The following is a 13,332-nucleotide window of genomic DNA, read 5'->3' as shown; positions in this document are numbered from 1 at the left end:
CCCTAGCGGTCTTTACGCCGGTACATGGCGAGCATGCGTTGCGTCACGAGAAACCCGCCGAAGATATTGACCGAGGCCAGGATCAGGGCGGCGAAGCCCAGGATCTTCGCCAGCCAATGACCGGAGGACGCGACCGCGTCTCCCGCCTCGACGGCGACCGCGAGCAGCGCGCCCACGACGATCACGGAGGACACCGCGTTGGTCACCGACATCAGCGGCGTATGCAGCGCCGGCGTGACGCTCCAAACCACGTAGTAGCCGACGAACACCGCCAGCACGAAGATCGAGAATTGCGACATGAAATCGTGGCCACCGCCTTCCGCGGCCTCTGCCGCAAGAGCCGCGCCCGCCAGAAACGCATCGGAGGCAAGCGCTACGAGAGCAACGATGATCCCCGTTAGAAGGGTCCTTTTCGTCATGATGTCTTCCCTCCGGCAACCCGCTCGTTGACGATCGCACCGTCACGGGCAATCGCCGTGCCGATAGCCAATTCGTCTTCCCAATCGATGGCGAGCTCTTTGGTTTCCTTGTCGATGAACGGCTCGATGAACGCCTGAAGGTTCCGCGCATAGAGGCTGGAGGCGTTGACCGGCACCTGACCGGGCAGGTTCAGCTGGCCGAAAATGCGCACACCCTTGTGCTCGGCGGTCTCGCCGGGCTTGGTCAGTTCCGCGTTCCCGCCGCGCTCCGCCGCAAGATCCACGATGATGGAGCCCGGCTTCATGCTTTCGATCATCGCGGTCGAGATCAGCTTCGGCGCCGGACGCCCCGGGATGAGCGCGGTCGTGATGACGATGTCCTGGTTCTTGACGTGCTCGGCGACGAGCTCGGCCTGCTTCTTCTTGTACTCGTCAGACATTTCCTTGGCGTAGCCGCCGGACGTCTCGGCCTGCTTGAATTCCTCGTCCTCGACCGCGATGAACTTCGCGCCGAGCGAAGCCACCTGCTCCTTCACGGCAGGCCGCACATCGGTCGCGGTCACGATAGCGCCGAGGCGGCGCGCGGTGGCGATCGCCTGGAGCCCAGCCACGCCGACACCCATGACGAAGACGCGTGCGGCCGGGACCGTACCCGCCGCGGTCATCATCATCGGCAAGGCCCGCTCGAACGCGGCGGCTGCATTGACCACCGCCTTGTAGCCCGCGAGGTTCGATTGCGAGGACAGGACGTCCATACTTTGGGCGCGCGTGATGCGCGGCATGAACTCCATGGCGAACAGCGACACGCCGGTCTTGGCAAGGGCCTCGAGACCGGCCTTGTCCGAGAACGGATCCAGCATGCCGATCAGGGAAGCGCCCTTCTTCATCGCCTTGGCAAGGTCGACGGACGGACGCCGGACGGTGAAAACCACATCCGCACCGGATACCGCGTCCTCGTCGGACTTGGCGATCGACGCGCCGGCCTCTTTGTAATCCTCGTCGCTGAAATGGGATCGAAGCCCCGCGCCAGACCGCACCGTGACCTTGGCGCCGGCTTTCACCAGCTTCTTGACGGTCTCGGGGGTAAGGCCGATCCGAGGCTCCTCGGAGCCTTCCGCGGGTACGCCAATTGCAATCATCTTGGCTCCCTTTGCTGCGGGCGCACCCATCCACTATTGACGGTGCGCCGAGCGCTGTCGGGTTCTAGAAGAGCGGGAGGTCAGGCACCTCCCATCCGTGGTAGGCCTTCAGCCTAGGTGAGGAAGAAGCCCATGCCCGCGACAATCGCCACGCAGGCAAGCGTGCCCCAAAGGAACAGGCCGCAGAAGAGCTTGTACGTGCCGAGATGCTCGGCGTAATCCATTTCCGGGTGGCCCTCTTTGGGATCAATGTGCATCCGGTTATCCCCCTAGATCTTTGTCTTTGCTTGGCGACTGTTTCGCGCCCACGTCGCGACATCGTCGCATCATCCGGAAATAGCAGACTAAGGGGCCTGCCGCAATAATCCTCAGGTGAGCAGGAAGCGTCCGGAGCTAGTCCAATAGTACGATCATGTGCCCATCCGGGTCCCGGACGGTGGCCCCGTTTCCACCATCCGCGAGCCTGACGAGACCGTCCGAAAGGAAGGTCACACCGGCTGATTTCAGGGCCTGTACGAGCGCGTCCAGCCCCTCCACCCGGTGGACCTGCCGGATCGAAGCCACGTCGTTCGCTTGCGGCGGCGGCAGAGGTGCGGGTCCCGGCGGCTCCCGGTAGTGCAGCAGCTCCACATGGGGCGTCGGCTGATCTTGGGGCTGGAGCGCCACCACGTCGACGAGGCAACCGGGAAGTCCGTCGAGGAGATCCTGACAGGGCCCCTGATTGAGGGAACGCCCGCCGATCTTCATCCCGAACAGCCCGGTGTAGAATGCGAGGCTGCGGTCGAGGTCGGTCACGACGATCGCGGTGTGGTCAAAGCCGCGAATGCCGGCGCCGCCCGTCTGCCAGCGGGGATCACCGACCCCTTGCGGAAACGAGATCAACTCAAGCGGATGTCCCTCCGGATCGCGGAACTTGAACGCGGTCACGCTGCCGGTATTCGGCGGCAACAGCACGGGCGCCCCCGCTGTGACGGCTTCCGGCTTCTGTTCCTCGAGCCGGGTCCACACGGCCTCAATATTGCCGGCGACCAAGGCCACGTGCTCGAACCATGGATCATTCGAGGCGCGCGGGGTCGGATACGGCACCCCGGACGGATCGAACGCCGTGAGCCTCAGCGTTTCGCGGTCGAAGCAAATATCGGCTGTCCGCATGTGCGTTCCGGGCTCAAGTCCCAGAAGCGCATTCCACTGCATGTCCTGAGAGCTCTGGACCGGACCCGGTTCCAGCCCGAGCCCGTCACGGAAGAAGCCTACCGCCCGGTCGAGATCGGCGACCGTGATGTCGACATGGACAAGCTGCGTGACAGGCATGCGGCAACGTCCTTATCCAAAAATTCCCGGACGGGCAGCCACGAAACGGGGATCGTCCAGCTGCACGAGCATGAGCGTCGCGGGCTCCTTGCCTACGGTGCCCGACTTGTGACCGAAATGCCCGTCCGCATCGGGCTTCGTATGCTGATCGGCGCCGAAGGAAATCTCGCCCGGCCCCATCTCGACGCGCGTGCCATCCATGGTTTCCACGTACCACGTCCCCGACAGCGGAATGATCCATTGCGGTTTGGGGTTCTCGTGCCAATCGCCCACCCATCCGACCGGCAGTACGCACACCATCACGTTGGCCTTCGACTCGCAGATCTCCGCGTTCCATTGCGGCGCGGCGTTCCCGCCCATGCTCTGCATAGCGAAATTCGTGAGCGCGCATCGAGTCTGACGGGTACCCCCATCGTCGCCCGTCCAAACGTGCCAATAGGAGAGTGTCGGCGCCTTCATGGAGTCAACGGGCCTCCGGCGCCCCAGCAACGGTTGAAATCTCCGGTGTCAGCATCGTGACCTCCTCGATTTCCTTTTCCGCACCCTGGAAGAACCCGCTCGCGAGCATCACGAAGATCAGTCCGCCGACGAGACCGAAATTCTTGAAGAAGTCCCAGACATGGGGATAGCCCTCGCTGTCCGACGACCAGAAGCGCGGGTAGCTCCAGAAGTTGTGGAACAGGAGCGCGGTGATGGCGCAGTAACCGGCCAGAACAAACGCGGCGATGCCGTCGTAGAAGCCGAACACGATCATCGGCGGCGTCAGCAGCTCGACAGCCATGGCCGGATAGAGCAGCGCCGCCCCGCCCGGAAGCCAGCTCGAGGACGCCTGCTTCACCGCCGCCTCGTGATTGATGATCTTATCGATGAAACTGAATGGAAAAATCCAGACAATGAAGATGCGCGCCAGCACCGGCAGCGCATCGTTGATCAGCCACTCCATCGCCAGCCCCTCCTTCCGATGAACATCGGTTCCGGTGAATGTCGGGTCGTTGGCGAATCCTCGGGCATGTGGCGTGCAATCACAACCCTTGTCGCGTATTTGTCAGGAAACTGTCTCAGACGCATCGGCGCCGGGAAGCGGCACGCCCGCCAACGAGAAGGCCTCCGACTGGCGCTGCGTAACGGTACCCACATCGACGCCCGCAATGGCTTCGTCGAAGAGGTCGTGGAAATTCAGCGCCGCATTCAGATGCAGGAACACGCCGCCGAGTCCGATCGCGGCGCGATCCATGAACACGAACTCGCGGGGAATGGTGACGGGCCCCTTGTCGCGTAGCGCCTGATGCACCTGAAAGGCTTCTCTCCGCCCGTACATGCCCGGATCTACGTCGTCCGCGATCGTGCGCACACGATCGTCCAGCATCGGGCCGTAGATGAACCGGGCCCAGATGTTCAAAATATCGATGAGCTCGTTCGACAGGCCGGCGAAACCCCATGTCTCGTAGGCATGCACGACCAAGGTCCGGTCGTCGCGTAGCAGCCCGTTGTAGAGATCGATCACACCCTGGATGAACTTGGGCGCGAAAGTCCGCATACAGCCATAGTCGAGCAGGTTGATCCCGGCAGCCCGGCCCGCACCGTCCTCGAACACCGTGTAATTGCCGAGATGCGGATCGCCGTGAATGACACCGTAATGGCTGAACGGATACCACCAAGCGCGGAACATGGCCTGTGCGATGGCATTGCGGTCTTCGAGCGAGCTGTCTTTGTAGTCGAGGAGCTTTCTCCCCTCGAGCCACGTCATCGTCAGCACACGGTCCGTTGATAGCGCCGGCAATACCTCCGGCACCCGCACGCGGGCGTCGCTCGAGAAAATCTCGCCATAGAGGCGGGTCATCCCGGCCTCGCGCCGATAATCGAGTTCCTCGCGCAAACGCTCCGACAGTTCCTTCAGCACTTCGGACGTCTCGACCGCGGGCCGCATGCGCCGGTGCACGGAGAACAGCATGCCGAGCTGCACCAGGTCCGCTTCGACGGCGGAGCGCATGTCCGGGTACTGCAGCTTGACCGCGAGGTCCCGTCCGTCGTGAGCAACCGCCCGATGAACCTGGCCGAGAGAGGCCGACGCCGCGGCCTCATACTCGAAGCTGGCGAACTTGCTTTCCCATCCCGGGCCGAGCTCGGCGGCCATCCGCCGCTTGACGAACCCGCGGCCCATGGGCGGTGCGTGGCTCTGCAGCTTGCCGAGGGCCTCGGCGTATTCTGGCGGCAGCGCATCGGGAATGGTCGCGAGGAGCTGCGCCACCTTCATGATGGGGCCCTTGAGCCCGCCCAGCGCCATCGCGAGCGCCGCGGCTTCCTTCTCGGTCTCCGAGTCGAGCCCGAACAAGCGCCGCCCTGCCATGCGCGCGGCAACGCCACCCACATTCGCGCCGACCCGGCCGTAGCGCAGGGCCCGCGCGCTGAAGCGGTTCTTTTCGCGATCCGTGGCCTCCGGATCGTCCTTCGGCGCACCACCCGAACGGTCGGACAAATCGTTCATGAATTCCGTAACCCTTCCCCTATCAATGGGATACACCACATATAGGATCGCGAATCCGGCCACACGATAGCCGATCCTCACATCGTCACGTCCAGAACAAACTTTTCATGCCGTACTCGAAAATGCTCAAAGCCGCCATCATTGCCGGCTGCCTGTTCGCGGCAGCGGCCCTCGTTATCGGCGGGCTGGCGGAGACCTATCCGGCGCTCGACATCGTGAACAACGGCCTGCTTCTGCTTGCGGTCGGCCTCGCCGTGCTCCTTCTCCTGAGCCTCGCCTTGCGCAGCCGCATGCTGATTGTCACGACCGGCGCGCTTCTGGCGATCGCACTCGCCACGTTGATCCCGAACCTTTCCGGGGCGGCTGCAAACGCGCCGGAGAATGCCGAACGGTTCTTGCGCGTGGCGACGTTCAACATGTGGGGCAAGGGTGATCTTCACCTGCAAAAGGTCGAAGCGTTTCTGGCCGAGACTGAGCCGGACGTCGTGGTGCTGGAAGAAATCCGCTGGAAGCACGAGGGCTTCCTTCGGGACATGCAAGAGACCTACCCCCACCAGGCGGGCAAGCACGGCCTTGTGATCCTGTCCAAATATCCCATCGTGGAAAAGAGCCGCCTGGATCGTCCGGACCAACCCTATTGGCAATCGCTGATCGTGGCCTGGGCGAAGCTCGACGTGGAAGGCCGCGAGGTCAACATCGTCGGCGCACACATGTCGCGGCCGTTCTATGCGTCGCAGCAGAAGAACGATTACGAGCACCTGACCAAGTTCGTGCAGAGCCTTACCGGCCCCGTCATCGTCGCAGGCGACTTCAACGCCGCGCCGTGGACACACAAGGCCCACAAGTTCTCCGCCGCGACGGGATTGGGCAGGTTCAACACGTTCGTGCCCACATGGCCCGCGCGTTGGAAGGCGCTGCCCCTCGTGCCGGTGCTGCCCATCGACAATGTCTTCGTCTCCCCGCAACTGTCGAAGATCGATCTGACGGTTGCGAACCGGCTCGAATCCGACCACCTGCCCGTGGTCGCCGATATCGCTTTCGTGGACTAGGATGCGGGCCGCTTGGCCCCGTTTCTGCTCAAGGAGCCCGTGATGATTTTGACACGTCCTCTCATCATTGCCGCCACACTGTTCGTAAGCGCGCTTGCCGCCGCCCTGCCCGCCCATGCGTCATCGGAAGCGAGCCCCGCGATCGAGGTCTGGAAATCGCCGACCTGCGGCTGTTGTCAGAAATGGGCCGACTATCTCACCGAGAACGGGTTCACGGTTTCGACGAAGAACACGACCCAGGGCATGCTCAATCGCATCAAAGCCCAGGCCGGCATCGGACCGAAACTCGCCTCATGCCACACGGCGCAAATCGACGGCTATACGATCGAAGGTCACGTCCCCGCCGGCGATATCAAGCGGCTTCTCGAGGAGCGCCCCGACGCCATCGGCCTCGCCGTGCCCGACATGCCGCTCGGTTCCCCCGGCATGGAGCAGCCGGACGGCAAGACGGATCCCTATGAGGTTCTTCTCGTGAAGAAGGACGGCAGCACGGAAGTCTTCGCGCAGCACTGATCGCCTGCTGCGCTCGGCCTTAGGCCCTAGCTTTTGACGAATCTGTCGAGCGCTTCGCGATAGGAGCGCATGGCGTCGCGCGCCACTTCTATCTCGGCTTCCAGCGCCGCGGAGTCCGGCGAACGAGGCCGCTGCTTCGGCCGCCGCGCGGACGCGATCAACAGGGCCAGCACCGCCATCGGCGTCAGAAAATCCGTTACGAGGATCGGCCCCGCGTTGCCCGGTGTTAGGTTGTTGTACGCCATGATGTCGTGCACATGGCCGATGCCCGCGCCGACCAGGAAGCAGGAAGCGGCAATCGCCACGGCGACCCGCGCATAGAACGTCGTGAAGGCCGCATAGAGGCTCGCAAGGCCGAGCCCGAGATTCGCGTAGCCCACCTCGAACTGGAACGGGCTCGGCGGCCAGCCGATTGCGGCGGCGGACTGGGCGGGAAACATGACGTGACCAATGAACGCCCAAATCCCGAGCAGCCCGAGCGGAAAGATGAAGACGTAGCGCAGAGCCCGGTCCAGTACGAACCAGCGCAGCAGGGGCCGGGGAGCGCGCCACAACGCGATACCCCAACAGGCTAACGCGGCAACCCAAGCAAGAAGGGGAACCAGCGCAACCTGACTCATGTCTTCTAGGCCTCCGCGACCACCGCCCGGTCCATCTCTTCGAGCTCGTCGATAAAGCCCTCAATCACCTTGAGACCCATGGACCAGAAATGGGGCTCCGATGCATCAAGACCGAAAGGCTTCAAAAGTTCCCTGTGATGCTTCGTGCCGCCCGCGGAAAGCATCTCGAGATACCGCTCCGCGAAGCCCGCATCGGCTTTTTCGTACACGGCGTAGAGCGAATTCACTAAGCAATCGCCGAACGCATAGGCGTAGACGTAGAACGGCGCGTGAATGAAGTGCGGGATGTAGGACCAGAAGGTCTCGTATTCCGGCTTGAGCTCGATAGCCGGGCCCAGGCTCTCGCGCTGCACGTCCATCCAGATCTCGCCGAGGCGGTCGCTCGTCAGTTCGCCCTCGCGGCGCTCCGTATGGACCTGCCGCTCGAAGCTGTAGAACGCGATCTGCCGCACGACCGTGTTGAGCATGTCCTCGACCTTCGCGGCGAGCAGTGCCTTGCGCTCGCGGGGGCTCGGCGCCTGGTCGAGCAGCTTCCGGAAGGTCAGCATTTCGCCGAACACGCTTGCGGTTTCCGCGAGCGTCAGCGGCGTCGGCGCCATCAGCGCGCCCTGCTTGCCCGCCAGCACCTGGTGCACGCCATGGCCCAGCTCGTGGGCCAGCGTCATCACGTCCCGCGGCTTGCCCTGGTAGTTGAGCAGAACGTAAGGATGCGCGCTCGGCACGGTCGGATGCGAGAAGGCACCCTGCTGCTTGCCCTCGCGGACCGGCGCGTCGATCCAGCCATCGGCGAAGAAGCGCCCGGCGATCTCCGCCATGCGCGGCGAGAAATCGCCATAGGCTGTGAGCACCGTCTCCCGTGCATCGTTCCAGCCGATGATCTGCTTGGGCTCTTCGGGCAGCGGCGCGTTGCGGTCCCAGTATTTCAGGGTGTCCATGCCGAGCCACTTGGCTTTCATGGCGTAGTAGCGATGCGACAGCTTCGGGTACGCATCGCGTACGGCGGCCACCAGCGCATCGACCACGTCGCGCTCCACGCGGTTGGACAGGTGGCGGCTGTCGGCCACGTCCTCGAAGCCGCGCCAGCGATCCGAGATCTCCTTGTCCTTGGCGAGTGTGTTGGTGATCAGCGTGAACAGCCGGATGTTGTCCTTGAACACCTTCGCGAGCGCCTTGGCGGCGTGCTTGCGGTTCTTCTCTTTCGGATCGAGAAGCAGGTTGAGGGTCGGCTCCAGGCTCAGGTCCTGACCGTCCACGTCGAAGCGCAGATTAGCCATGGTCTCGTTGAAAAGCCGGTCCCACGCCCCGCGCCCGCTCACCGCCTTTTCGTGGAACAGCTGCTCCAGCTTGTCCTCGAGCTGGTAGGGCTTTTCTTTCCGCAAGTCCTCCACCCAGGGCCGGTAGTGGCCGAAAGACGGCGTGGCGAGCGCCTTTTCGATCGCCGCATCGTCGAGGCGGTTCAGCTCCAAGGGGAAGAACAGAAGCTGCGAGGAGATCGCCGTGATCGTTTCCTGAATGTCGCCGTAGAACTTCTGGCGCCGCGGATCGGTGGTGTCGGCGGCGTAGAGCAGGCTCGCATAGGAGGCCACCCGTCCAAGCACGTCGTTCAGAGCCTCGAAGCTGCGCACGGCCTCGGCAAGCGCCTCACCGCCCGCGCCGCCGTCGAGGAGCCCTTCGAGCTTGCCCGCATAGCGCTCGTGCATGGCCTCGGCGTCGTGCCGGGCCTTTTCCAGATCGGCCTTGAGCGCGGGGGCCTCGGGGGCATCGTAGAGATCGCCGAGGTTCCATTCCGGCAGGTCGCCGAGCGCGGCGCCCTCGCCCGGCTTGGCGCCGGCTTTTTCGAGCGCCTTGGGCGAGAACGTTGCTGAGAAATGGGGAAACAGGCCAGGGGCAAAGCAGGGGGGCAGCATCAGTCTTGAAAATCCTCTTTGGCGGGGTGCGAGTGGTGCCGGAGGCGATTCGCTATCACCCGAATGCGTCGATTCCTTACGCCTAGTTTGGGTAGCGTCCGCGCCGCCCGCAAGGGCTTAAGAACGCTTTGTTGTGGGACGCAAACTTACGCATTCGCAACAGTTTCCCCAAAATCGAACTGCGATAAAGAACATGTTTACCCTTCGAGTGCACTGTTTTGGCACAGCAGGGGTCACGTTGCCTCAAGTGTATCGGCCTCATTGGCGCCTGCTCCAGTAGTTGTTTGCGTAACCAGTGAGTTTTGCGTCATGCCCAAGTGCGTCTTGGTCGTCGATGACGACCCTACCCATCGTCGTATTCTTGAAGAGATTACGAGGCGGTTCGGCTACGAGGTTCAATCCGCCGATGGCGGCGAGGCCGCACTCGCTGCACTGCAGGCCGGCAATGCCGGCGATATCTCCCTGGTCCTTCTCGACCTGGTCATGCCCGGAACGGACGGTATGGCCGTCCTGAGCGCCATGCGCTCCCTCCCGAAAAAACCGCCGGTCATCGTGCAGACGGCCAATGGCAGCATCGACGCCGCGATCGCGGCCATGCGCGCCGGCGCGGTCGACTTCGTCGTCAAGCCCGTGAGCCCGGAGCGGCTCGAAGTTTCCATCAAGAACGCGCTCAAGATCGAGGCTCTGGCCGGCGAGATCAATCGCATGAAGGCCTCCGCCGACGGCAAGCTCGGTTTTTCCGATCTGATCGCCGGAAGCGAGACCATGGAGCGTGTCATCGAGATCGGACAGCGCGCCGCCTCATCGAACATCCCGGTCCTGATCGAAGGCGAGTCGGGCGTCGGCAAGGAACTGATCGCCCGTGCGATCCAGGGCGAAAGCGCCCGGAAGACAAAGCCGTTCGTCACCGTGAACTGCGGCGCCATTCCGGAGAACCTCGTCGAAAGCATCCTCTTCGGCCACGAGCGCGGGGCGTTCACCGGCGCCACCGACAAGCGGGTCGGCAAATTCGTCGAGGCGGACGGCGGCACCCTGTTCCTCGACGAGATCGGCGAACTGCCCCTCGATGCGCAGGTGAAACTGCTGCGCGCCCTTCAGGACGGCGAGATCGATCCCGTCGGCGGCAAGCAATCCGTGAAAGTCGACATCCGGCTGATCTCGGCCACCAATCAGAACCTGATCAAGCTGGTGCAAGAGGGCCGCTTCCGCGAGGACCTCTATTACCGCCTGAACGTCTTTCCCATCTGGGTGCCGCCCTTGCGCGAGCGGCTGGATGACGTCCCCGAGCTCATTCGTCACTTCACGGCGCGATTCGCCGCCGAGGAAGGAAAACGCATCGACGGACCTGATGCCGAGGCCGAAGCCATGCTCCAGCGCTACAGCTGGCCCGGCAATATCCGCCAGCTCGAGAACGCGGTGTTCCGCGCCGTGGTGCTCGCGGACTCGCCCACGCTGACGGTCAGCGAATTCCCTCAGATCGCCGCGCACGTGGAAGGCTATGCGGTGACCGTGCCGCCGGCGCCGGCCCCGAAGGACCTGACGCCTCACATCGACGGGCCGGTCGTGCTCGGCCAGTCCGCCGACACGCCGAAGACGATCCATGTCCCGACGCGCAACGGCAAGGACTCGGTCGGCATCCCGGCCCTCAGCGCCAACGGCGACATCCGATCGCTCGAGGACGTGGAGGCGGACATGATCCGGCTGGCCTTCGGACGCTATCGCGGCCGCATGACGGAGATCGCCAAGAGGCTCGGCATCGGACGGTCCACGCTCTACCGCAAGATGCGGGAGATCGGACTCGAAGCGCGGCCGAACTAGGACGGAAAGGGGGACAAGCGCCATGAAGGCTACTTACGCAACCGCACTGACGCTTCTTTGCGCGACTCTGCCGGGTCTGCCCGCAGCTGCCGCGGAAGACGGGACGACCAGCACTGCGATGCTGGGCGCCGATCCGCGCAGCACCGAGTTCCTCCGTATACAGATGTTCGACTCGAGCGAGAGCACCGTCACGCCCGACACCGTGATGGACGCGCCTGCCGTCGATACGGTCCAGCGCGCCGAACCGACCAAGCCCGCCGATCCTCTTCGCAAGGCGGTACAGGCACAGCTGTCAGAAGGCGGTGCGGCCACGGACAACCTCAGAGCCGACGAGAAGACCGCGCTCGTGGACTACTACGCCGATCCGGACCTTCCGCTGCTGTGGGTCAACGGACGCGGGCTGACCGCTCGCGGCAAGTCCGCGATGGCCGAGATCCAACGCGCGGACGACTACGGCCTGGACGCGGTGGACTACAAGCTGCCGCGCCTGAGCGAACTCGATAAGACCTCACCGGACGCACTCGCGGTGGCGGAAATTCAGATCAGCCATGCCGTGCTCGCTTACGCGCGCGACGCACGCGGCGGCCGCGTCGACCCCCGGCGTATCTCGCGCAATCTCGATCCGACCCTTGCGTTGCCGAAGCCCGCCGAGGTCATCCAGTCGATCGCCTACCGGTCGGATGCAGGCGCGTATTTGCGTAGCTTCCAGCCGCAGCATCCGCAATTCGAAGCCTTGCGCCGGAAGCTCATCGACCTGCGCGGCGGCAATACCGATACGGCTGCCAAGGAACCCGAAATTCAGATCCCGAGCGGGCCGCTGCTCCGGTTCGGCGACGCCGACCCTCAAGTCGCTCTGCTGCGGACGCGGCTCGGCGTGCCCCAAGGAAGCGACCCCGAGCTCTATGACGAGACGGTCGGCGAGGCGGTGAAGCGCTTCCAGACGGCGCACAACACCGCGGCCGACGGCGTGGTCGGCCCGGGCACGCGGCTGCTCTTGAACAAGCCGCATCTGCGCAACGCCGGCAACCCGGCGGACATCGAGAAGATCCTTCTGAACATGGAGCGCTGGCGCTGGCTGCCCCAGGACCAGGGCCGGTTCTACGTCACCGTAAACGTGCCGGAGTTCATGCTGCGCGTGGTGAAGGACGACGAGGCCGTCTACACGACCCGCGTCGTGGTCGGCAAAACCAAGACGCCGACGCCGGTCTTCTCCAACGACATGAAGTCGGTGGTGTTCGGTCCCTATTGGAATGTGCCGAACTCCATCAAGACCGGCGAGATCCGTCCCTATATCCGCCCCTATGGCGGAGGCTGGTATGGGCGCCGCTGGGACACCCGCGTGCTGGCGCAGCACGAACTGCGCATCAAGTACAACGGTCAGGAAATCGACCCGCAGACCATCGACTGGAGTCGCGTGGACATCCGCAAGCTGCACTTCTACCAGCCGCCGAGCCCCAAGAACGTGCTGGGTCGCGTGAAGTTCGTGTTCCCCAACAAGCATGACGTCTACATGCACGACACGCAGGAGAAGCACTTCTTCAACAAGACCGTCCGCGCCGAGAGCCATGGCTGCATGCGCGTGCAGAACCCGGACGAGTTCGCCGCCGTGCTCTTGAAGTACGACCGCAACTGGAGCGCCGAGAAGACGAGAGACGCCTTCAACACCGGCTACGACAAGCACGTGCCGCTGAACAACGCGATCCCCGTCTACATCACCTACTTCACGCTGTGGGTGAACGAGGATGGGTCTATCAAGACCTATGGCGACCTGTATGGGCACGACCGCCGCATGCGCACGGCCCTGCTCAAGAACGGCCGGGACTACGCCGCGGTGAAGCGCCCTGCCGCAGCGGCCAAGAAAGAGCAGCAGGCGGAGATGGCGCCGAGACGCGCCGGCACGCGCTTCGCGCGGACCGGCTTCTGACCAATCGCGCCTGACCTTTAAGACTCTCTTCGCCCATCGGGGCGGAGCACGCCTGGCCGCCAGCACCGGCGGCCACGCAACCTTCCGAAAAACCGCGCTATTTGGCCGATCAGAAATCGTTAACTACGCTCGGAAGTGCGTGTTTAC

Annotated in this window: 13 protein-coding genes; 4 read left to right on the top strand and 9 right to left on the bottom strand. The window is 63.8% G+C overall.

Annotation, left to right across the window (positions count from 1 at the left end; all coding sequences use genetic code 11):
* Nucleotides 1-2 precede the first annotated feature (2 nt).
* The 7 genes from DCY11_RS10980 to DCY11_RS10950 all read right to left on the bottom strand — a co-directional run bounded on the left by DCY11_RS10980 (nt 3) and on the right by DCY11_RS10950 (nt 5,354).
* On the bottom strand, nt 3-419 hold the full coding sequence (locus tag DCY11_RS10980) for a proton-translocating transhydrogenase family protein (protein WP_108682918.1): 417 nt from the start codon (nt 417-419) through the stop codon (nt 3-5).
* Nucleotides 416-1,558, bottom strand: a complete 1,143-nt coding sequence (locus DCY11_RS10975; RefSeq protein WP_108683798.1) for a Re/Si-specific NAD(P)(+) transhydrogenase subunit alpha — start codon at nt 1,556-1,558, stop codon at nt 416-418. The genes DCY11_RS10980 and DCY11_RS10975 overlap by 4 nt, the downstream gene beginning before the upstream one ends.
* 113 nt (nt 1,559-1,671) lie before the next feature.
* On the bottom strand, nt 1,672-1,815 hold the full coding sequence (locus tag DCY11_RS10970) for an aa3-type cytochrome c oxidase subunit IV (protein WP_245409346.1): 144 nt from the start codon (nt 1,813-1,815) through the stop codon (nt 1,672-1,674).
* A gap of 136 nt (nt 1,816-1,951) precedes the next feature.
* Entirely contained in the window at nt 1,952-2,869 is a 918-nt protein-coding gene (locus tag DCY11_RS10965) for a VOC family protein (protein ID WP_108682917.1), read from the bottom strand.
* A gap of 12 nt (nt 2,870-2,881) precedes the next feature.
* Nucleotides 2,882-3,328, bottom strand: coding sequence for a cupin (locus DCY11_RS10960; protein WP_108682916.1), 447 nt, complete (start codon nt 3,326-3,328; stop codon nt 2,882-2,884).
* A gap of 4 nt (nt 3,329-3,332) precedes the next feature.
* Nucleotides 3,333-3,812 (bottom strand): DoxX family protein, encoded by a 480-nt coding sequence (locus DCY11_RS10955; RefSeq protein ID WP_108682915.1) that lies wholly within the window; start codon nt 3,810-3,812, stop codon nt 3,333-3,335.
* Between the two features lie 102 nt (nt 3,813-3,914).
* Nucleotides 3,915-5,354, bottom strand: a complete 1,440-nt coding sequence (locus DCY11_RS10950) for an AarF/ABC1/UbiB kinase family protein (RefSeq protein ID WP_108682914.1) — start codon at nt 5,352-5,354, stop codon at nt 3,915-3,917.
* Between the two features lie 107 nt (nt 5,355-5,461).
* Between DCY11_RS10950 and DCY11_RS10945 the strand changes: the two genes are divergently transcribed.
* Both DCY11_RS10945 and DCY11_RS10940 read left to right on the top strand, forming a co-directional pair.
* A complete protein-coding gene (locus DCY11_RS10945) occupies nt 5,462-6,403 on the top strand; it encodes an endonuclease/exonuclease/phosphatase family protein (RefSeq protein ID WP_108682913.1) in 942 nt (313 codons plus the stop codon).
* A gap of 42 nt (nt 6,404-6,445) precedes the next feature.
* A complete protein-coding gene (locus tag DCY11_RS10940) occupies nt 6,446-6,916 on the top strand; it encodes a DUF411 domain-containing protein (protein ID WP_108683796.1) in 471 nt (156 codons plus the stop codon).
* 26 nt (nt 6,917-6,942) lie between these two features.
* Here the strand turns inward: DCY11_RS10940 and DCY11_RS10935 are convergent, their stop codons facing one another.
* Nucleotides 6,943-7,536, bottom strand: a complete 594-nt coding sequence (locus DCY11_RS10935; RefSeq protein ID WP_208430450.1) for a DUF6790 family protein — start codon at nt 7,534-7,536, stop codon at nt 6,943-6,945.
* A 5-nt stretch (nt 7,537-7,541) separates the two neighbouring features.
* Nucleotides 7,542-9,443 carry a M3 family oligoendopeptidase gene (locus DCY11_RS10930; protein WP_108682912.1) on the bottom strand — a complete coding sequence of 634 codons (1,902 nt, stop codon included), beginning with the start codon at nt 9,441-9,443 and terminating at the stop codon, nt 7,542-7,544.
* A gap of 309 nt (nt 9,444-9,752) precedes the next feature.
* Between DCY11_RS10930 and DCY11_RS10925 the strand changes: the two genes are divergently transcribed.
* Both DCY11_RS10925 and DCY11_RS10920 read left to right on the top strand, forming a co-directional pair.
* Complete coding sequence (locus DCY11_RS10925; RefSeq protein ID WP_108682911.1) at nt 9,753-11,261, top strand: sigma-54 dependent transcriptional regulator; 1,509 nt, start codon at nt 9,753-9,755, stop codon at nt 11,259-11,261.
* A gap of 22 nt (nt 11,262-11,283) precedes the next feature.
* Entirely contained in the window at nt 11,284-13,185 is a 1,902-nt protein-coding gene (locus DCY11_RS10920; protein ID WP_108682910.1) for a murein L,D-transpeptidase, read from the top strand.
* Nucleotides 13,186-13,332 lie beyond the last annotated feature (147 nt).

Source organism: Methyloceanibacter sp. wino2, assembly GCF_003071365.1.
Taxonomy (GTDB): Bacteria; Pseudomonadota; Alphaproteobacteria; order Rhizobiales; family Methyloligellaceae; genus Methyloceanibacter.
Note: the sequence above shows the minus strand (reverse complement) of the source record. Positions and strands in the feature narration are given on the sequence as shown.